General features: G+C 60.4%; 19 protein-coding genes. 12 read left to right on the forward strand and 7 right to left on the reverse strand.

What is annotated here, in order from left to right:
• Position 1: 1 nt before the first annotated feature.
• The 3 genes from C5L13_RS08430 to C5L13_RS08440 all read right to left on the reverse strand — a co-directional run bounded on the left by C5L13_RS08430 (position 2) and on the right by C5L13_RS08440 (position 6,252).
• Entirely contained in the window at positions 2–1,231 is a 1,230-nt protein-coding gene (locus C5L13_RS08430; protein ID WP_105382831.1) for an aromatic ring-hydroxylating oxygenase subunit alpha, read from the reverse strand.
• Positions 1,232–1,351: 120 nt separating this feature from the next.
• Positions 1,352–3,805, reverse strand: a complete 2,454-nt coding sequence (locus C5L13_RS08435) for a GcvT family protein (protein ID WP_105382832.1) — start codon at positions 3,803–3,805, stop codon at positions 1,352–1,354.
• Positions 3,802–6,252, reverse strand: coding sequence for a GcvT family protein (locus C5L13_RS08440; RefSeq protein ID WP_105382833.1), 2,451 nt, complete (start codon positions 6,250–6,252; stop codon positions 3,802–3,804). Before C5L13_RS08440 ends, C5L13_RS08435 begins: the two co-directional genes overlap by 4 nt.
• Before the next feature lie 102 nt (positions 6,253–6,354).
• Between C5L13_RS08440 and C5L13_RS08445 the strand changes: the two genes are divergently transcribed.
• The 6 genes from C5L13_RS08445 (at position 6,355) to C5L13_RS08470 (ending at position 11,419) form a co-directional block, all read left to right on the forward strand.
• Positions 6,355–7,236 (forward strand): LysR family transcriptional regulator, encoded by an 882-nt coding sequence (locus C5L13_RS08445; protein WP_105382834.1) that lies wholly within the window; start codon positions 6,355–6,357, stop codon positions 7,234–7,236.
• Positions 7,237–7,318: 82 nt separating this feature from the next.
• Positions 7,319–8,092 carry a DUF1194 domain-containing protein gene (locus C5L13_RS08450; RefSeq protein ID WP_105382835.1) on the forward strand — a complete coding sequence of 258 codons (774 nt, stop codon included), beginning with the start codon at positions 7,319–7,321 and terminating at the stop codon, positions 8,090–8,092.
• A gap of 132 nt (positions 8,093–8,224) precedes the next feature.
• Entirely contained in the window at positions 8,225–9,127 is a 903-nt protein-coding gene (locus C5L13_RS08455) for a TIGR02587 family membrane protein (protein WP_407070414.1), read from the forward strand.
• A gap of 9 nt (positions 9,128–9,136) precedes the next feature.
• Positions 9,137–9,547, forward strand: coding sequence for a TIGR02588 family protein (locus C5L13_RS08460; protein ID WP_105382837.1), 411 nt, complete (start codon positions 9,137–9,139; stop codon positions 9,545–9,547).
• 181 nt (positions 9,548–9,728) lie between these two features.
• Positions 9,729–10,262: a DUF992 domain-containing protein gene (locus C5L13_RS08465; RefSeq protein ID WP_105382838.1), complete on the forward strand. Its 534-nt coding sequence runs from the start codon at positions 9,729–9,731 to the stop codon at positions 10,260–10,262.
• 251 nt (positions 10,263–10,513) lie between these two features.
• Positions 10,514–11,419 carry a S1C family serine protease gene (locus tag C5L13_RS08470; RefSeq protein ID WP_105383126.1) on the forward strand — a complete coding sequence of 302 codons (906 nt, stop codon included), beginning with the start codon at positions 10,514–10,516 and terminating at the stop codon, positions 11,417–11,419.
• A 49-nt stretch (positions 11,420–11,468) separates the two neighbouring features.
• Here the strand turns inward: C5L13_RS08470 and C5L13_RS08475 are convergent, their stop codons facing one another.
• A complete protein-coding gene (locus tag C5L13_RS08475; protein ID WP_105383127.1) occupies positions 11,469–12,725 on the reverse strand; it encodes a glycerate kinase type-2 family protein in 1,257 nt (418 codons plus the stop codon).
• A 145-nt stretch (positions 12,726–12,870) separates the two neighbouring features.
• Between C5L13_RS08475 and C5L13_RS08480 the strand changes: the two genes are divergently transcribed.
• Positions 12,871–13,203, forward strand: a complete 333-nt coding sequence (locus C5L13_RS08480) for a hypothetical protein (protein ID WP_105382839.1) — start codon at positions 12,871–12,873, stop codon at positions 13,201–13,203.
• On the opposite strand, the gene pcaQ is transcribed toward C5L13_RS08480, so the two are convergent.
• Positions 13,204–14,130, reverse strand: coding sequence for a pca operon transcription factor PcaQ (gene pcaQ / locus C5L13_RS08485; RefSeq protein ID WP_105383128.1), 927 nt, complete (start codon positions 14,128–14,130; stop codon positions 13,204–13,206).
• 94 nt (positions 14,131–14,224) lie between these two features.
• On the opposite strand from pcaQ, the gene pcaD reads away from it, so the two are divergent.
• The 5 genes from pcaD to C5L13_RS08510 are packed head-to-tail and all read left to right on the forward strand — an operon-like array spanning position 14,225 to position 17,884.
• On the forward strand, positions 14,225–15,022 hold the full coding sequence (gene pcaD, locus C5L13_RS08490; protein ID WP_105382840.1) for a 3-oxoadipate enol-lactonase: 798 nt from the start codon (positions 14,225–14,227) through the stop codon (positions 15,020–15,022).
• A gap of 2 nt (positions 15,023–15,024) precedes the next feature.
• The gene (gene pcaC / locus C5L13_RS08495) at positions 15,025–15,441 is read left to right on the forward strand and encodes a 4-carboxymuconolactone decarboxylase (RefSeq protein ID WP_105382841.1); all 417 of its coding nucleotides are present in this window, start codon (positions 15,025–15,027) and stop codon (positions 15,439–15,441) included.
• Positions 15,438–16,178: a protocatechuate 3,4-dioxygenase subunit beta gene (gene pcaH, locus C5L13_RS08500; protein ID WP_105382842.1), complete on the forward strand. Its 741-nt coding sequence runs from the start codon at positions 15,438–15,440 to the stop codon at positions 16,176–16,178. Before pcaC ends, pcaH begins: the two co-directional genes overlap by 4 nt.
• Before the next feature lie 3 nt (positions 16,179–16,181).
• Complete coding sequence (gene pcaG / locus C5L13_RS08505; RefSeq protein WP_105382843.1) at positions 16,182–16,799, forward strand: protocatechuate 3,4-dioxygenase subunit alpha; 618 nt, start codon at positions 16,182–16,184, stop codon at positions 16,797–16,799.
• Positions 16,800–16,822: 23 nt separating this feature from the next.
• Positions 16,823–17,884 (forward strand): 3-carboxy-cis,cis-muconate cycloisomerase, encoded by a 1,062-nt coding sequence (locus C5L13_RS08510; protein WP_105382844.1) that lies wholly within the window; start codon positions 16,823–16,825, stop codon positions 17,882–17,884.
• Between the two features lie 95 nt (positions 17,885–17,979).
• On the opposite strand, the gene C5L13_RS08515 is transcribed toward C5L13_RS08510, so the two are convergent.
• Together C5L13_RS08515 and C5L13_RS08520 are read right to left on the reverse strand one after the other, a co-directional pair.
• Complete coding sequence (locus C5L13_RS08515; protein WP_105382845.1) at positions 17,980–19,689, reverse strand: thiamine pyrophosphate-requiring protein; 1,710 nt, start codon at positions 19,687–19,689, stop codon at positions 17,980–17,982.
• Between the two features lie 95 nt (positions 19,690–19,784).
• A complete protein-coding gene (locus tag C5L13_RS08520) occupies positions 19,785–20,276 on the reverse strand; it encodes a MarR family winged helix-turn-helix transcriptional regulator (RefSeq protein WP_105382846.1) in 492 nt (163 codons plus the stop codon).
• Positions 20,277–20,470 lie beyond the last annotated feature (194 nt).

Genomic DNA, 20,470 nt, shown 5'->3' on the forward strand with positions numbered 1-20,470 from the left:
ATCACGCCCTGCCGATCTCTTCCAAATACCACTCGATATAGCGCAATTCGTTCTGCTCCATCGGTGCGATCGGGCCTGGTTCAAAGAAACGCGATACGACACCGCGGGCGGTATGTTCGATGATCGCCTTGTCCTCGTCGGTTGTGACCTTCCAGAGCCAGGTGAGTTTGTCCAGATCGTAATCCCGGCCTTCCTCGGCCTTGGCATCGACGAGCCAGATCAGCTCCATTTCGCAGGTATCGACGGTTTTCGGGATGAAGCGGTAGATCATGCCGTGGTCGGCGTAACAGACGAGGAAACTCGTGCCACCGAGATGGACGGATGTGACGCCACCGTCAAAATCGGAGAACCGACCCATCAGCGGGGCAAGGGGCTGGCCATCCTTGCTGCCGGTCTTCACCCCGTCGTAGAGCGCATAACGGAACGCGTGGATCGCCTCCCGGCCTTCGCGAGAGGTCTGCCAGTGGTTGCCGGAACCGATCTCGATACCGAGCGCGCAGGTACGCGCCTCCATCTTGGCGTTGAGTTCCTCTATCAGGTGTAGCGGCTGTTCCAGCGCGTGCGTCTCGGAATATTCCGGATGCGCCGGGCCGCAATGATAGCACTCCACGTAGTTCTCGACGGCAAGCTTCCAATTGGCATCGAGCGGGTAGCTCTGTCGGTGGGCGACCTTCGCCGAGGCCCAGCCATATTGACCGCAAGTGGCGTGCAGCAGGTTTTCCACCTCGGAGAAATCCAACGGGGTTTCCGCAAACGAGATGAAGACGAGGCCTTCGACGACCCGGACATGCAGCGTCTTCAGCCCATGCTCCTCACGGCGAAAATCCTTCGGCATCAACCGTGCGGCCTTGAGCTTGCCGTCGTTGCCATAGGTCCACGCGTGATAGGGGCAGACGAATGCTTTGGCATTGCCCTTCTGCTGGGTGCAGACCTCGGCGCCGCGATGGCGGCAGACGTTCAGCATTGCATGCACCGTGCCATCGCCAGCTCGGGTCAGGATCACTTGCTCGGCGCCGAGCTTGAACAGCTCGAAATCATTGGGATCGGGAATGACGCTTTCATGCGCCAAACAGTGCCAATGACGGAAGAAGAGGCGATCCATGTCCCGTTCGAAGATGTCGGGATCGTGGTAGAAGGGCCGCGTCAGCCCGTAACCCGGCCTGTGCGCGACGAGGAGGCGGTCTATGCGATCGTCGGCAGTGATATCGTTCTTCAGATCAGACGCCGGCATGGGTGTTGCTCCATAAAGACCACCGGACATTCGACGCTCCGGCGCGCATATTCCAACAGTAATTAAAACCCTCTGGCCTGCCGGCCGTCTCCCCTGGCGGAGGGGTGGGGAGGGCCTTTCCTACATCCGTACCCGCTCGGCTTTAGGGTCATACATCGGAGAAAGCGATGCCTCCGCCTTCACTCGACGGCCCGCGATCTCGATCTCGTAGTTGGATCCCAACACGTCGGCGGCATTTTCTCCCTCGCAGGGCACGTAACCCAGGCCGATCGCGCCGCCGAGGAAATGGCCGTAATTGCCGGACGTAATCGTGCCGACGATCCTGCCGTCGCGTACGATCGCCTCGTTGTGGAAGAGCAAGGGTTCGGGGTCTGTGAGCTTGAATTGCACAAGGCGCCGGCCAAGCCCTCTTTCCTGCTTGCGCAGGACCGCATCGCGGCCGATGAACTCCCCTTTACCCGTTTTGACAGCAAAGCCGAGGCCTGCCTCCAGCACGTGATCCTCGTCGGTAATGTCATGGCCAAAATGGCGGAACGCCTTCTCGATGCGGCAGCTATCGAGCGTATGGATGCCGCAAAGCTTCAAACCGAGGTCTGTTCCCGCCAAATCCAGCGCCTCAAAAACATGGGCGGCTTGGTCGGTTGAGATATAAAGCTCCCAGCCAAGCTCGCCGACATAGGTGACGCGGTGAGCGCGAGCCAGTCCCATGCCGATCTCGATCTCGCGCGCAGTCCCGAAGGGGTGGGCCTCGTTGGAGAAATCGTCAGAACTGACCTTCTGGATCAGTTCGCGGGACTTCGGGCCCATCAGGCAGAGTACGCTTTCGGCCGCCGTGACCTCGGTAACCACCACGAATTCGTCGGTCATGTGCCTGCGAAGCCAGGCGAGGTCGCGCTGCAGTGTGGCACCTGGAACGACAAGCAGGAAGGCGGTTTCGGAGAGCCGGGTTACAGTGAGATCGCTTTCGATGCCGCCACGGCGGTTCAGCATCTGCGTATAGACGATGCGGCCGGAGGGTACGTCCACCTGGTTCGCGCAGAGCCGTTGCAGGAAACGGCAGGCGTCGCGCCCTTCGACACGGATTTTTCCGAACGAGGTCATATCGAACAGGCCAACGCCGGTCCTGACCGCCAGATGCTCCTCTCGCTGGTTTTCGAACCAGTTCTGCCGTTGCCAACTATATTCATACTCGCGCTCCTGGCCGGGTTTTGCGAACCAGTTGGCGCGCTCCCAGCCAGCCACTTCGCCGAACACGGCCCCACGCGCCTTCAAGTGCTCGTGGATCGGCGAACGGCGTACCCCGCGCGCGGTCGCCATTTGCCGATAGGGAAAGTGGTCGGCGTAAAGTAGGCCGAGCGTCTCGGAGACGCGCTCCTTCAGGTAGAGCCGGTTCTTCTGGAAGGGCTGGGCGCGGCGGATATCCACTTCCCACAGGTCGAAGGGCGGCTCGCCGTCATTCATCCATTGGGCGAGCGCCATGCCGGCGCCGCCGGAAGAGACGATGCCAATCGAATTGTAGCCGGCCGCCACCCAGTAACCTTTCAGTTCCGGCGCCTCGCCGAGATAATAGCGATCGTCCGGCGTAAAGCTTTCGGGGCCGTTGAAGAAGGTGTGGATGCCGGCGGTTTCCAGCATCGGCATGCGGTTGATCGCCATTTCCAGGATCGGCTGGAAGTGGTCGAAATCCTCCGGCAATTGGTCAAAGCAGAAGTCCTCACGGATTGCCTCACCGACTGGCGGCCAGGGCTTGGCAACCGGCTCGAAGGCGCCAACGAGCATCTTGCCGGCATCCTCCTTGTAGTAGGCGCATTCGTCCGGCACGCGTAGCACGGGAAGCTGCTTAAGGTCGGGGATCGCCTCCGTCACGATATAGAAGTGCTCGCAGGCATGCAGCGGCAAGGTGACACCGGACCGCCGAGCCAGGTCTCTGCCCCACATGCCGGCGCAATTGACGACATGCTCCGTCTCAATCGTGAAGCGCTCGCCAGCCTGCTCGCAGGCGACGCCGACCACTCGATTATTCCTCGTAAGCACCTCGATGACCTTGACGCCTTCGATGATGTTCGCGCCGTTTTGCCGCGCTCCCTTGGCGAGCGCCATGGCAATGTTTGCGGGGTCGCACTGACCGTCGAGCGGCAAGTGGACGGCAGCCTTGATGTCGCCGATGTTGAGATGCGGGTAGAGCGCCTTCGTCTCTTCCGGAGAAATCTCGCGAACGTCGATGTTGAAGGCCCTGGCGAGGGAGGCCTGACGGTAGATCTCCTCCTTGCGCTCCTCGGTGAGAGCCACGGTCATCGAGCCGTTTTGACGCATGCCGGTGGCTATGCCGGTTTCGGCCTCCAGTCTGACGTAAAGATCGGCCGAATATTTGGCGAGGCGCGTCATGTTCTGCGAGGCGCGGAGCTGACCGATGAGGCCAGCCGCATGCCATGTGGTGCCAGAGGTGAGTTGTTTGCGTTCGAGCAGCACGATATCGGTCCAGCCGAGCTTTGCCAGGTGATAAGCGATGGAGCAGCCGGACACTCCGCCGCCGATGATCACCGCGCGCGCCTTTTGGGGAATGGGTTTCGTCATGCGCGCAGCCTCTCATTCTCGGGATCCCACGACGGTCCGTCGGGCTGGACGACGGCCTTGAAACGGTCGCCGAAGATCTCGACCTCCAGCTCGGTGCCCGGTTCGGCGAGATCAGCACGGAGCATGCCGAGCGCCAGCGACTTGCCGACGCGGTAACCCCAATTGCCGGAGGTCGTCTCCCCCACTACCTCGCCAGAATGCCAGAGCGTCGACATGTAGGGCGCGTCGCAATCGCCGGCCTCGACCACCAACGTGACAAAGCGCTTGGAAACGCCTTGCTGCTTCTCGGAGGCCAGCGCGGTCTTGCCCTTGAAATCCGGTTTCGACCAATCGATGAAGCGTTCGAGCCCGCCCTGCAATACGGTATAATCTGTGGAGAGATCGCCCTTCCAGGCGCGGTACCCCTTCTCGATGCGCAGACAATCGAGAGCCTCCAGGCCGAAGGGCTTTAATCCATGCTTTTGCCCCGCCGCCCAGACGGCGTCGAAGACGGCCGCCGTGTCATCGAACCTGGTATGGATTTCCCAGCCCAGCTCGCCGGCAAAGGAAACACGCACCAGCTGGCACCAGCGGCCGGCGATCTGGGTCGACTGGTGTGTGAGCCAGCCCTTGGAAAGGTCCGCATCGGTTACCTCGACGAGGATGTCGCGGCTCTTTGGGCCGGAGAGGATTTGGCAGGAGAAATCGTCGGTGACATCGTCGATTGTAAACAATGCATCGGTGGGCAGATGTTTTTTCAGCCAATCGAGGTCGTGCCACTGAGCGGTTGCGGCGGTGATCAGGAAGAAGAAATCCTCTTCCAGCATCATCATCGACATTTCCGTGACAATGCGACCCTTGTCGTCGGCGAAGTAGGCGAGGCCGATGCGGCCGGGCTTCGGCACTTTGCCGGTGATCAACGTCGAGAGCCATTCGGTGGCGCCGGGCCCCTTGACCCGGTAGCGGGAGAAACCGGGTAGGTCGAGGATACCGGCAGCGTCCCGCACGGCAAGACATTCGCCTTCGATGCGCCGGCTCCACGGTCCTTGGCGGCTCCAGGTCTGGGTCGCCTCTTCGGATGTGTCGTCGCCGGGCCTGGCATACCACATGGCCCGTTCCCAGCCGTTGTAGGGCTTAAACTGAGCACCAAGCGCCGCGATCCGGTCGTGGATCGGCGAGAGTTTTCGGTTCCGTGCCGCGGGCCAGTAGTGTTTGGGAAAGTGCATGGCATATTCGTGGCCATAGATCTCCATGCCCTTGCTGACGCAGTAGTCCGGGTCGGAGGCAAAAGCCGTATAGCGGCGTGGATCGCAGCTCCACATGTCCCATTCGGTCTGCCCTTCCGTCACCCACTCGGCGAGTACCTTGCCGGCGCCGCCCGCCTGGCAGATTCCGAAAGTGAAGACGCAGGCCTCGAAGGCATTCGGCACACCGGGCATCGGCCCGATCAGCGGATTGCCGTCCGGCGCATACGGGATCGGACCGTTGATAATGCGCGACAGTCCCGCCGTACCAAGGACAGGCACGCGAGCGACGGCATCGTTCAGATACCATTCCAGCCGGTCGAGATCGTCCGGAAAAAGCTGGAAGGAGAAGTCCTCGGGCATCGGATCGTCCGGCGTCACCCAATGCGCCTTGCAGTTCCGCTCGTAGGGGCCGAGATTCATGCCGGTCTTTTCCTGCCGGAGATAATAGGAGCTGTCGACATCGCGCAGGAGCGGCAGCTTGTGGCCGACCTCCTTTGACCAGGCGGCAAGCTCCGGAATCTCTTCAAACAGGATATATTGATGGCTCATCACCATCATCGGCACGTCGCGGCCGAAGAGTTTGCCCACTTCGCGGGCGTAATATCCCGCAGCGTTGACGACGTATTCGCAGGCGATCTCGCCCTTCGGCGTCGTCAGTATCCACTCGCCTCCCTCACGGCGCGCGGCCGTGACGGGACAGAAGCGGATGATCTTGGCGCCCAGGTCACGAGCGCCCTTCGCCAGCGCCTGGGTCAGCTGCGCGGGGTCGATATCGCCGTCATGGGGGTCGTAAAGAGCGCCTGTCAGCTCATGGGTTTCTAGAAAAGGGTACTTCGAGCGCATCTCATCGGAGGAGAGGATGTCGAGGTCCATTCCCTGATAGCGGCCCATGCCGACGACGCGTTTGAACTCCCGCAACCGCTCCTTGGAATGACCGAGGCGGATCGAACCGGTGACGTGGTAGTTCATCGGATAGTCGACCAGCACACCAAGCTCCCGATAGAGCGAGGCTGAATAACGCTGCATGTTCATGATCGACCAGGAAGACGAAAACGTCGGCACATTGCCGGCCGCGTGCCAGGTCGAGCCAGCGGTAAGCTCGTTCTTTTCGAGCAGCACGCAGTCCGTCCAGCCGGCCTTGGCGAGATGGTAGAGGGACGATGCTCCAACCGCTCCTCCGCCGATGATGACTACGCGCGCTCGTTCCGGCAGTTCCGCCATTGCTCTTCCCCTGATCTCACAACGAGATTTGCAGCTGAATTGACCGGTATCAAGTTGGAAGATCGGCCTTTATTGATCGAAGATTTCGATTAGATTGCAGTCATGCAGTTTGAATTGATCGAGACCTTCCTGGACCTCATGGAGACGCGGAGCTTCAATCGCACCGCCGAGCGTCTCAACATCACCCAGTCGACCGTTTCGCACCGCGTGAATGCGCTGGAGACAACGTTTCGCCGGAAACTCTTCGTCCGAGGAAAGGGCGGTACTGTGCCGACAGTGGCGGGGATGCGCCTGCTCGACCACGCCAAGGCGTTGCAACAGCAATGGCATGAGGCAACCCGCGCAGTGGAGGCGGCCGGCGCCTACGAGCGGGCGATGCGAATCGGCATTCAACACGACGTGGCGGAGATGATCGCGGGACGTTTTCTGAAGGCGGTGCGTGAAGAGCTGCAGGGCACCTCGATCTATCTCGAAGCAGACTATTCAAACCAGATGAACCGCGATCTTGGCGCCGGTGATCTCGATCTTGCCGTCCTCTACACGCCGCATCACCTGCCGGATCTGCATTACGAACGGCTTGGAGAGGTTTCTTACATTCTCGTCAGTACGCAGGCCGCGACACTCAGCGAGATAAGGCAGCAGGACTATATCTACGCCAACTATTCGCCGGCTTTCGACCGGGTGCATCGGCTGGCGTTACCGCAGTTTTCCGGCTCCTCGCTCTCGACCGGCCGTAATCTCATGGTCGCCGAACTTGTCACTAGGTTAGGTGGCGCGGCCTATGTCACGCGCGCAACTGCAGAAGAACTGGAAAAAAAGAAGGTTGCTAAAATCGTCTCTGACGCTCCCGTGATCGCCCAAACGGCCTATGTCGCCACGAATGTTCGCTCGCGACATTCCCACCAGCACCGTCGGCTCATCGCAACCCTTGCAAAGCTTATTGCAGAGGAAAGACAAGACGGGTCCTCTATCACTGAAAGTTGAAGGGACGGAGAATGCCGGGAGTCGCTCCCGGGCACGGCTGTGTTACAGTTTTACGACTTCAAACGCAGTGACGGGATTGCCGATGCTTACCACACTCGCGATGCTGATGAGTCTCTCCGCCGCGCCGGTCTTGGCACAGGCCGGGGGAGGGGAGGTCGACGTGGAGCTGGTCCTTGCCGTCGATACCTCCCGCTCCATGGATTACGAAGAAGTGCGCATCCAGCGCGAGGGTTATGTCGAGGCCCTCAAGCACAAGGAATTCATTGAAGCGGTGGAGACTGGGCTGCTCGGCAAGATTGCGATCAGCTATTTCGAGTGGGCCGGCGATGTGGTGCCGAATTCCGTCATAGAGTGGCGGGTGATCGAGACGGAGCAGGATGCGATCGATTTTGCAAACCTGCTTGAAGCGAGGCCGGTCAATACCCAGCGACGGACGTCGATATCGGCGGCAATCGCGCAGGGCGCGACGATGATTGTTGCGAATTCCTACCGGGGCATGCGTCAGGTGATCGACATTTCAGGCGACGGCCCAAATAATTCCGGCAATCCGGTCGTTCCCGCCCGCGACAAGGCGATGGAGGCGGGCATCATCATCAACGGGCTCGCATTGATGCTGCGTCCGTCCGGCGCGCCGGGCGGGCTCGACAAATATTATGCGGATTGCGTTATCGGCGGGCCTGGCTCCTTTGTCCTGCCAGTCCACAAGATCGAGGATTTTGCCGTCGCCGTGCGTCGCAAGCTTGTAACGGAGATCAGCGGGATCACGCCTCCAGCCAGGGTGCAAAAAGCCGCCGGAGTGCCCGGCAGCGATTGTCTTATCGGTGAAAAACAGTGGCAGGATCTTTTTGACCGGTAAATCGACTGTTTGAGATCACCGCCATGGATGGACGCTGACCGAACGCTTCCGTTTTCTTTCTCCACCTGTCGACCTGGAACATTTTTGCCTTTGAAGTGTTTACGTCCGCTTCCAGACGGAGGAGGAGGGATCTTGAGCAGCGTGACGAATGTCCAGCGCGGCGCCGATACCGGCCCGCCTCACCATTTGCTGGTCGGTCTTGGTCGCGGCGCCGCTGGGGCAATGCTGTTCGGTATGCCGATGCTGATGACGATGGAGTTATGGCACCTCGGCTTCTATATCGATCGGGTTCGCCTGTTCCTCCTTCTGACGGTCAACATTCCGCTTCTCATTGTGCTCGCCCACCGCATCGGGTTCGAACATACGTCGACATGGCAGGAGGCGGTACGGGACGCGACTATTGCTTATGGCCTTGGCATCGTCATGAGCGCGCTTGTCCTGGCACTCCTGGGCGACCTCGAACCGGATATGCCGTTTTCTGAAATTCTCGGTAAGATTGCCATCCAGGCCGTACCGGCCAGCATCGGAGCACTGCTTGGTCGGTCGCAGCTCGGCGGCCAGGCGGGTAATGACGAAGGCGGCGATAAAGACGATGGGCAAGATGAGGGTAAAGACGGCGACGCGGTACCCGATCAGATGTCCACCAGCTATGGCCGCGAGCTATTCCTCATGGCGGTCGGTGCCTTGTTTCTCAGCTTGAATGTCGCGCCGACGGAGGAGATCATCTTGATCTCCTTCAAGATGACGCCGTGGCACGCGCTTGTGATGGTCGTCATATCGATCGCCATCATGCATGGCTTTGTCTACGCGGTCGCCTTTAAGGGTGCGCATGAGTTGGGGGAGGGCACCCCGCGGTGGCATGCTTTCATCCGTTTCACACTGCCCGGCTATATGGTGGCGATGCTGATCAGCCTCTACGTTCTCTGGACCTTCGGCCGCCTGGACGATGCGGCTCCGACGCAAATCCTGATGTCGGTCATTGTCTTGGCCTTTCCGGGTGCGATCGGTGCCGCCGCCGCCCGGCTTATCCTTTAGCGAGCAGCTATGACCACGATATCCACACGGCCGCACCGAGAGACGGGAGAACCCCATTGGATAGAATGGGTGACTGGCACGGTGTCGGCGCTGCTGGTTGTCGCCATGATTGGCTGGATCGGCCTTGAGGCGCTGATGGAAGAGGACCTGCCCCCTGAGTTTTCGATTGCCATTACCGGTCGCGCGGCAGTTGAGGGCGGACATCGAGTCGAGTTTGTGATTCTCAACAAGGCGAACCAGACGGCGGCAGCCGTCGTCGTGCGCGGCGAAGTGCTTGATGGCGGAAAGGCGGTCGAGGCGGCCGACATCACGTTCGATTACGTCCCGGCCGATTCGAAAGCCTCAGGCGCCATTCTGTTCCTTCAGGATCCGGGCGAGCGGGAGATCAGGATCCGGGCCTTGGGATACACGGATCCCTAGGATCTGTGGCCAGTCGGGATAGCATCAACCATTCCGCTCACATTGACGCGACACCCGTGACAATTCGTGCGCCGCCGCGTCGGGATCATTCTTCCGCCACATGCGTTAGCCAACGCTGCTTCGCCAGCTCGCTTAAGTGTTTCGGTATGAGGGCGGCGAGGATAATTAAAGGAGTACAGGGATGAAGAAGTTTGTTGCGGTAGCGGTTGCCGCCCTGCCGGTGATTACGAGTGCAGGAGCCGCCTTTGCGGCCGATGTGATTTCCCGCCGTGACCCGGTTCCAACTTACGAGGAGCCGGACCAGCGCGGTGGCGTCCGCATCGGCTATCTGGATTGCACGATTGGCGGCGGCGTCGGCTATGTTCTCGGTTCAGCCAAGGAAGCGGACTGCGTCTTTACATCGGCGATCGGCAGTGAGCCGATCGATCACTATAGCGGTGTCGTCCGCAAGATGGGCATTGATGTGGGCTTCACCACACGTTCGCGCCTGATCTGGGCCGTCTTCGCCCCGACCGCCGGGTATCACCACGGTTCGCTCGGCGGCCTTTATCAGGGGGCCACGGCCGAAGCGACGGTCGGCGCAGGCATTGGTGCCAACCTGCTCGTGGGCGGGACCTCCGGCTCCATCCATCTGCAGACAGTGAGCGTCACCGGTCAGCTTGGCCTCAACCTCGCTGCGACCGGAACATCGGTGACACTGACTCCTGCAAGCTGATTGTATGGACACAGCCCTTCCCGAGGGCTGTGTCCACTACGGCTGCACGACGACCATTGAGGAAAATGCCACAGATAGGCCAACCCAACGTTAGGTCGATACCAGATCAAGGGTCTTGCGTTTGCTCTCGGTCCTTCGGTGTCCCCCTTGCCGCAGGCCGTTCATATTCATACCTTAATGGTAGGATACGGCTTGATCCTGCAGAACTTGCGGGGTTTTGAGCCAGTGAGCGCCTCATCAGGATTTGCATGATGGATATGGAGAAGATTTTGCGGTCCCTGGTGTCCGTACGAGCATCAATTCCGGAGAACGCCTTTACGGCGAATACGCTCGGCACCCGCCGGGAAGGAAGCGGCGTCGTCATTCGCGAGAACGGGTTGGTGCTGACGATCGGTTATCTGATCACCGAAGCCGAAGAAGTCTGGCTGACAAGGCATGATGGAAAGGTGGTGCCCGCGCACGCACTGGCCTATGATCAGGAAAGCGGCTTCGGACTGGTGCAGGCGCTTGCTCCCCTTGATTTGCCGGCTCTGCCGATCGGCGATTCCGACGGTACCGTTCTCGGCGATCCGGTCGTGCTCGCAGATGGCGAAGGTCACTACGTACGTGGCAATATCGTCGCCAAGCAGGAATTCGCCGGTTATTGGGAATACCTCCTGGATGAGGCAATCTTCATTGCCCCGGCGCATCCGTCCTGGGGCGGGGCCGCCTTGATCGACGCCGAAGGCAAGCTGATCGGGGTCGGTTCGCTCAGATTGCAGATGAGCCGAGGTGGTGAGATCGCCGATATCAACATGGCCGTGCCGATCAACCTGTTGAAACCGATCCTCGACGACCTTCTCAATCACGGTGAGTTCAATCGCCTTCCTCGCCCCTGGCTCGGCGCCTATTCGGCCGAAAGTAATGGCGAGGTCGTGGTAATGAGCGTCACCGAAAACGGACCAGCCGCGCAGGCGGGACTTCGCCGTGGCGATGTGATTTCCGAGATTCGTGATGACGAGATCGACGGACTTGCCGATTTCTACCGCAAACTCTGGAAGACCGGCCCGCCCGGATCCGAGATTCCCATACGCATCCTGCGCGATGGACGGGAAGCATGGTTGAGAGTCCGGTCGGCCGACCGCAACGATTTCCTGCGCAAGCCGCAATTGCAGTAGCAGTTCCCCTCCCGCTCCGGCAGGATTTACGGCGCGAGCCGAGATTGTTCTACCTTATCAGGATCGCCCGGAAATCATTGACATTCGTGCCGGTTGGCCCCGTCTGGAAGATGTCTCCGATTGCTGAGAAGCCGGTAAAGCTGTCATTGGCGTCGAGGAGCTTCCTGGCGTCCAGGCCCGCTGCGCGAAGCCGTCTTGCCGTCGTGCCATCGGCAAAGGCCCCGGCATTGTCCTCAGACCCGTCGATGCCGTCCGTATCCGCCGCAAGTGCCGTGATCGGGTGACCGTCGATTGCCAGCGCCAGTGCCAGCGCGAACTCGCCGTTGCGTCCGCCCCGACCACCTTTTCCCCGTAGCGTCACGGTCGTCTCGCCCCCCGATAACAGCACCGCTGGTTTTAAGAAGGGCCTGTCGCGTAAAGCAACTTCGCGGGCCAGTGCCGCATGAACCAGCGCCACATCCCGTGACTCGCCTTCGATGGAGTCGGACAGGATATAGGGGGTAACGCCATTTGCGCGGGCAACCTCTGCTGCCGCTTCGAGCGAGACGCCGGCGGAAGCGATGACGAAATGCTCGTGGCGGGAGAAGACCGGATCGTCGGTCATCGGCGCGTCGGCCGCCTTGGAATTCAAATGCGCAAGCATGGCATCGGGCAGATCCAGCTTGTATTGTTCGATGATGGCGAGAGCGTCATGCCTGGTCGTGGCGTCGGGAATAGTCGGACCGGAGGCGACGAATGCCGGATTGTCCCCCGGAATGTCCGAAACGATGAGGCTGACGACGCGCGCCTTGGTCGCAGCCGCCAAACGCCCTCCTTTGATGGTCGAAAGGTGCTTGCGGACGACGTTCATCGCCGAGATCGGCGCACCGGACGCGAGCAGTATCTCATTGAGCGCGATCTCGTCGCCGAGCGTCAGACCGACGGGTGGAGCAGGCAGGAGCGCGGAGCCGCCGCCGCAGATCAGCGCAATGACGAGATCCTTCTCGGTCAGGTCGCTGATCGCCTGGACCAGTCGTTTTGCGCCGGCAAGCCCTGCCGCGTCCGGCACGGGATGGGAGGCTTCGAGAATATCGATCGCCCTCGTCTGGCAGCCGTAGCCATAGCGGGTGACGATCAGGCCTGAGAGAGGCCCTTGCCAGACACTTTCGAGCGCTGCCGCCATCTGCGCGGCTCCCTTGCCGGCACCAATTACGACCGTGCGACCTCCATTGGGCGGCGAAGGAAGATGCTGTCTGATCCCGGTCAACGGATCGGCCGCCTTGACGGCTGCTTGGAACAGCGCCGCCAGCAAGTCCCTGTCTTCCATCGCTCCCTCCTCAAATTCCGCTCTCTTTCGATCACGGCGGCTGACGACCGTCAACCAGGCTTGATCGACCGGCATTCGGTTGCGGGGAACAAACCGAGCGACACTCGGTTGTCCCTAGGTTCGCCGCATGGAGAAGGAGTGAGACATGACTGAACATATCAAGGAAGCCGGCTATCCGGGTCAAATCGACATCGGCGGCAGTCGGTCGGCCGTCACCTATAAGCTCAAGGCGCGCAAGGAGGACGATGGCGCCTTCCACGTCGCCGTCAGTCTTACAGCGCCGCGCGATTGGTTGTTGAAAAACGGATTCCGGAAGGAAGCGACCCTGGTGCGGCAGGATGGCAATCGGGTCCCGGTGCATTTCGAGGAGACATTGAACGTTGCCGACAACATATCGGTGACATTGCGCGCCGATGACGCTGTGGTCGGCTCGATGGAGGAGTTGCGCAAGAAGTTTCCGGAACTCCGAGCAAACTGATTACCGGGAGGACATGATTTCGGCGGCCGATTGTCGAATGGTCTGTATAAGGATGGCAAGCGGCGTCGACGTTTCGGCGTCCACCCGCATTGTCAGGCCGACGGGGCCACGGGTCTCCGTAGTATCGATCGGCAGGGCTGCGAGATTGCCATCCGAAATCTCTGCGGCGACGACGCCGGCCGAAATGATCCAGATCGCATCGCTCGATTTGACGAAGGCGCGCCCGAACGCGTCCGAAACCGTCTCCACCTGGGTTGGCAGGCTGGCAACGCCGTTGGCAATAAGGAATTGCTCCACTGTTGGCCGGATGATCGAGCCGCGCGAGGGCATCAAGACCGGATATTCGGATAGCCCTTCGAAAACAGACCGCCTGCTCTCCAGCAAGGGATGGCCCGAGCGGACGGTGAAGACCACTTGCTCCGAATAGAGGTGCTCGAAGGAAAGACCGGTCATCTTCTCCGGGGACGCCAGCCGGCCGACCACGAGGTCGAGATCGCCGACCCGAAGCTGCTCCATCAAAACCGCATTGTCGCCGGTCACGATTTTGACACGGCTCCCAGTCTTCTCGGCTAGGAACAATGCCATCGCCCTCGGCATGACGCGGGTCGAAACCGTCGGCAGAGCGCCGATCCTGACCGGAGGCGCCGAATCGAAGAGTTCCTGGGAAACGGAGTCGATCCCCTGCCTGAGCGCGGTCAGCGCTGCACCGGCATGACGCAGGAAGACCTCACCGTAGCGGGTAATGCGGATGCCTCGTCCTTCGCGCTCGAAAACCGAAACGCCCAAGGCATCCTCGAGCTCACGGATCGTCTTTGTCACCGCCGGCTGGCTAACATTGAGAATTTCGGCAGCCCTTACGACGCTTTTCTGGCGTGCGACTTCAACAAATGTATGCAGATGCCGAAACTTGATTCGTGAATTGATCAAGATCAAATAACCCTGGGGTTAGGGAAACGTGCTGAAAATATCATTTTACCTAACCAGAAACTAGTGCAATCTATCAATGCGAGAGGAGGCGCGAATGCAGTTTGTGCACATCAACGATATTGTGATCCACTACGACATCCGCCGTGCGGATGACCGCAGGCCCACCATCGTCTTCATCAATTCGCTCGGGACGGATAGCCGCATCTGGCATCAGGTGCTACCGAAGCTTGCCGAGGACTATACTGTCCTGACCTACGACAAGCGTGGCCACGGCCTGTCCGGCCTCGGAAACCCACCCTATTCGATCGAGGACCACGCTGCCGATCTCGCCGCCCTGCTTGATCACCTGGCGCTGTCCCGCGTCATCCTCTGCGGTTTGTCGGTGGGCGGGTTGATTGCCCAGGGCTTGTACAAGAGCCGGCCGGACCTGGTGAAGGCACTTGTGCTTTCCAACACGGCGCACAAGATCGGCACAGACGAGATTTGGGCGGCGCGCATCGCGGCGGTCGAAGAAAGCGGGATCGGCAGTATCCTGGAGGCCATCATGCAGCGATGGTTTACCGAAGGCTTTCGCAGGCCGGACAATGCCGCCTACCAAGGGTATTGCAACATGCTCGTGCGGCAGCCCACTCGGGGTTACAGTGGTACTTGCGCGGCAATTCGTGACGCCGACTTCACAGCCGCGGCAAAGGAAATCGCTGTGCCGGCGCTCTGCATCGTTGGCCGAGAGGATGGATCCACGCCGCCTGAGGTGGTCAAGTCGCTCGCCGATCTCATACCCGGTTCGCGCTACGAGGTCATCGAAGGCGCGGCCCACATCCCGTGCGTGGAGGCTCCGGCCGCTTACGCCGCCCTGATCCGTAGTTTCATCGAAGAATTGGACGAGGAATAGACATGGCCGAAGCTCAAGCGCCATCCGACCGGTATGCTGATGGTCTCCAGGTCCGCCGTTCGGTGCTCGGCGATGCCCATGTGGACCGCGCACAGGCAAACCAGACCCCGTTCGATCAGCCGTTCCAGCAACTGATCACGGAAAGCGCATGGGGTACCGTCTGGTCGCGTCCGAACTGGACCAAGCGGGAACGTTCCATGGTGACGATCGCATTGCTTGCCGCGCTTGGCCATCACGAAGAGGTCGCGATGCATATCCGCGCCACGGCCAATACCGGTGCGACGAGGGACGATATCTGCGAGGCCCTGATGCATGTGGCGATCTATGCCGGGGTTCCGGCGGCCAATCATGCGTTCAAGGTCGCCAAGGCGACCTATGCTGAAATGGACGCGGAAAAGGCCGCGGAGGAGGTAAGATGAAAAATACGCCGCCCGAAACTACACCCTTCTTTGCCCGCGACAGAGCCTGGCACCCGCCGGCATTCACGCCGGGCTACAAGACTTCGGTGCTCCGTTCGCCGCAGCGCGCCCTGATTTCGCTTGAGGGCACCAAGAGCGAGATTACCGGCCCGGTCTTCGGCCACAACATTCTCGGCGAATTCGACAACGACCTGATCGTCAACTACGCCAAGCCGGGTGAGATGGCGCTCGGCGAACGCATCCTCGTCTATGGCCGTGTGTTGGACGAACGGGGCGTCGGCATCCCGGGTGCGTTGGTGGAATTCTGGCAGGCCAATGCTGGCGGCCGCTACCGCCACAAGAAAGAAACCTATCTCGCCCCCCTCGACCCGAATTTCGGCGGTTTCGGCCGCACCATCACCGACGAGAACGGCGGTTATGTCTTTAAGACCATCAAGCCTGGCCCTTATCCGTGGCCGAACGGCGTCAACGACTGGCGCCCGGCGCATATCCACTTCTCGGTTTTCGGCCATGGCTTCGCGCAGCGCCTGATCACCCAGATGTATTTCGAGGGCGATCCGATGATCTGGATTTGTCCCATCGTGAAGACCATTCCGGACGAGAACGCCATCAAGGGCCTGATCGCCGCTCTCGACATGCAAAACACCGTCCCGCACGACATGCGGGCTTATAAGTTCGACATCATCTTGCGTGGCCGTCGCTCGACATTCTTCGAGAACCGCAAGGAAGGTAACTGATCCATGGTTCAGCCGCTGACTTACTTCAAGGAATCCGCCTCCCAGACGGCAGGTCCGTACGTCCATATCGGCTGCACGCCGAATTTTTCGGGCATCACCGGCGTTTATGCCGAGGACCTGGGCTCTGGTTCCCTGGTCAATGACAACACCCGCGGCGAGCGGATCACCATTCGCGGCTTTGTCTATGATGGCGTCGGTACGCCGCTCAAGGATGCGCTGGTCGAGATCTGGCAGGCGGATGCGGACGGCTTCTACAGCAGCCCGTCTGAAACTCGTGGCAAGGCCGATCCGAACTTCTTCGGCTGGGCTCGTCAGCCCGGCGACATGGCGACGGGCGAATTCGCCTTCGAGACGATCAAGCCCGGGAAGGTGCCGTTTCGCGACGGCCGGCTGATGGCCCCGCATGTCAATTTCTGGATCGTCGCCCGCGGCATCAATCTCGGCCTCAACACCCGCATGTACTTCTCCGACGAGGAAGAGGCCAATGCGGCAGACCCGATCCTGTCGCGTATCGAGCACCGCGTGCGCGTTCCCACTCTGATTGGCAGGCGTGAAGGCAATACCGTCACCTTCAACATCTATCTTCAAGGCGAAAACGAAACCATCTTCTTCGATATCTAGGACACGAAGAATCAGGAGACGGCATGAGCGTTTTGGCTTTCGAGCATCCTTACCTGTCCGGTCTTGTCGGCGATGAGGAGACCAGGCGGCTGTTATCGGTCGAGGCCGAAATCGAAGCCATGCTGGCATTCGAGGATGCTCTGGCCAGCGCGGAAGCAAACGCCGGGGTTATCCCCACACAAGCGGCGCAAACAATCAGTGCCGCCTGTAAAACATTCGTGCCGGATCTGGAGGGCCTTCGTGCCGGTACCGGCGTGGACGGCGTCGTGGTCCCCGAGCTTGTGCGGCAACTGCGCCAGGCAGTCGGCGGCGATGCGGCGCAATACGTGCATTTCGGCGCCACCAGTCAGGATGTCATCGACACTGCGCTCGTTCTTCGATTGAAGCCGATCTGCGGCGTGTTCAAAGAACGCCTTTTTGCGATCGAGAAGACCTTCGAGGAGATGGACCGCGTCTTCGGCGATCGGCCTCTGATGGGCCATACCCGCATGCAACCGGCGATTCCTGTAACCGTATCCGATCGAGTTCGCGCTTGGCGCGAGCCCCTGGCACGTCATCGCCAGCGGTTGGAAAGCTTCTCGATGTCTGGCTTTGTCCTGCAATTCGGGGGGGCAGCGGGCACGCTGGAAAAATTGGCCGGCAAGGCGGATGTCGTGCGCCAGGGGCTCGCCATCGAGCTTTCACTCGGCGACGCTCCGCAGTGGCAGAGCCAGCGTGACCGTCTGGTCGAATTGGCCGGCATTCTGACGATGGCTTCCGGCTCGCTTGGAAAATTCGGCCAGGACGTGGCATTGCTCGCTCAAATGGGCGGCGAAATCGAGCTCGCCGGTGGAGGTGGCTCTTCCGCCATGGCTCATAAGCAGAACCCTGTGGCTGCGGAAGTGCTGGTCGCGCTTGCCCGGTTCAATGCTGTTCAGCTTTCGGCCATGCAGCAATCGATGGTTCACGAACAGGAGCGATCGGGTGCTGCATGGACGCTGGAATGGCTAGTCCTTCCATCGCTTGTGATGGCAACAGGAGCCGCCTTACGTCTTGCGGCAGAGCTTGCCGCCAATGTCCGGTCGCTTGGGCGGCCGTCGAACTAGAGTCGAGCGGCACGAGCGGCGGCTCCGTGGGTGGGCTCCATTGGCGCGCTCAGAAGCCCTCCGTTCCCTTCATTCGGTGATTTCACCGTAGGCCATCAAGCGATCCGAATTTCGACGAGCGCTTGCGTTTTTTTGACCGTCACATGTTCGATCGCCGCCAGAAGGGCAGGAAGCAGTTCTTCGCCGATTTCGACTTTTGCCGTCCAGGCGCGACTGGCTGACGCAACCTGAGTAAAATCCGGCGATGGCGTCAGCGAAACGAGCGGCATATCGTTCGACTTTGCGGCATAGCCATGCGGATATACGCCCAGCACCGATTGGCGTACGGCACCCCATTCCGCGTTGTTGAGCACGAGGACGAGCAGGGGGATGGCAAGCGCTTCGGCGATCTGATGGCAGGCGACAGGATTGGCGAACATGTAGGAACCATCTCCCATGGTGGCTATCACGAGCCGAGCCGGATCTGCGAGCTTCATGCCAAGCCCTGCCGGAAACGACCAGCCAAGCCCGCCGGAGTGAGGTTCCTGATACCAGGACCCATGTTCCCGCAGAGCGAGCGGCTCGAGCGGCACGCCCAGTTCGGAGAGCACCGTTGCCTTGTGGCCTTCGATCGCCTTCGACAAGCAGAGGCTGACGAAGGCCTTGCTCATCCGTTCGCCGCTGCCGGCTTCCGCCTCTCCAAGCATGTCGGCCCGGCGCTTGGCCGCAGTCGCCATCACGTCCGCGCGTCGTGCGTCGCGCTCGGTCACGGTGGCAGCCAGATGGGGTTCTGCCGCCTCGGCAAGCGCCAGGATGATCTCCGAGGTCTCGCCCATCAGCGCAAGATCACAAGGAAAGTTACGGACCGGGAAGCGAGAATAGAGTGGATCCTGACCAATATGGACGACCTTGCAATCCTCGTTCAGTTTATGAACGTCCGGCGACCAGGGCGCCAGGCAGTCGATAACCAGAACGAGGTCGGCTTCGGCAAGCCATTTTGCCGGATCCATACCCACGGCCAGAGGATGGTCGGTCGCGACGCCGAGCTGGATTGCCCAGTACTGACAGACCGGGATACCCCAATCGAGTGCCAGTTTCGAGAGAGCCGCAAAGCCTTCCGGCGACCCGGAGCCGCGCTGAGAGATGATCAGCGGTCGTCTTGCGTCCCTCAGCATCCCCGCCGCCAAGTCCAGGTCTTCGATGCGTGGGGCGGAAGTTGCCGGTGCAATCCGACTGGGAACCTCCAGCTCCGCAGCAGCGCAGGTTTCGCAGAGCACCTCGCGCGGAAGGCTGAGATAGACAGGCCCGCGTGGCGTCGAGGTTGCGATCGCATGGGCGCGGTCGACAATCTCGATGGCTTGCTCGGGGAATTTCAGTTCGTAGTCCCATTTCACGGCTTCGCGGATCATCGCGGTCTGGTCGCGCATTTCCTGGCCCCAGCCAATGGGCACCGTGCGAGCGCCAAGCCGGTCTTTTTCAACCACGGGCGTGCGACCGGAAAAAAGAAGAATGGGAATGTGTTCCGTTGCGGCGTTGATTGCCCCAATCGCACAATTGGCGAGACCGACATTAGTATGCGCCATCACCGCCTGGGGCTTGCCTGTCGCGAGATAATAGCCGTAAGCCATCCCCATGGCGGCGTTCTCGTGCGGAATGACGACCGCTTTGGGAAGCGGGATCTGCTTGGCTGCCGCCTCTGCCAGACCTTCGATGATCGGTGGAAAGTCGGTGCCGGAATTGGCAAAGATGTAGTCGACGCCGACCGCCTTCAATCGCGCCAGAATAGCACCGCCCGCGGTGATCCTGCCGGCCTGTGTGGTATCCATGATAATCTCCTCCTGAAAATGCGGGCATGGCCAAGGGCCAGCAGGATGATGAAGCCTGCCGAGGAATTGCCTGCGTCAAAGATCCGGACAGGATCTCAACCTAGGACTGTCGTGAGCCTCGCAAGCACAGACAGGAACACCTCTTTATCCTCGCCGGTAATCTCCTCCAGAAGCCGATCATGGGCGTCGGCAATCACCTGGAGCCGCTCCTGCATGCCGCGACCTTCCTCGGTGAGCCTGACACTGTAGCTGCGCTGGTCATCGGGATTCGGATGCCGCTCGATCAAACCGCGATCGGCCAAATCCTTCAGGCTCGACGTGAGCGTGGAGCGATCACGGCCGCAAATTCGGCTGAGTTCCGACGGCGTCATGCTGTCGCGCTGCGTGAGCACGGTGAGCAAAGCGTACCAGCCGGGCTTCAAGTCGGCCCTTCCAGTTGCCTTTGCAAAAGCCTGAAACGAGGCCTCCTGCGCCACCCGCAAATGATAGCCGATGCGATCTTGAAATATGGCGGGTATGAGATCCTGGGTTCCTTTGGAGGATGCCTGGGCATCGTCCGTCCGCTCAATCGATAGCTTCGCCGTCATCGTGCCGTCCTCCCAACCGCAAAGCTAGCGCAGCGGAACCAAATCGGCAAGATAGTTTGGCATCAAATTATATAGTGACGGGAAGAGCAGTCTGGCTCTGTACCGACACAAAATCATCCCGCCAGAATATTGAAGAAGGAAACGACATAGAATCCGATAACAATCAAAGCGGCCAAGGCCAGCAACATGGCAGG

The organism is Neorhizobium alkalisoli, assembly GCF_002968635.1.
Lineage (GTDB): Bacteria > Pseudomonadota > Alphaproteobacteria > Rhizobiales > Rhizobiaceae > Neorhizobium > Neorhizobium alkalisoli.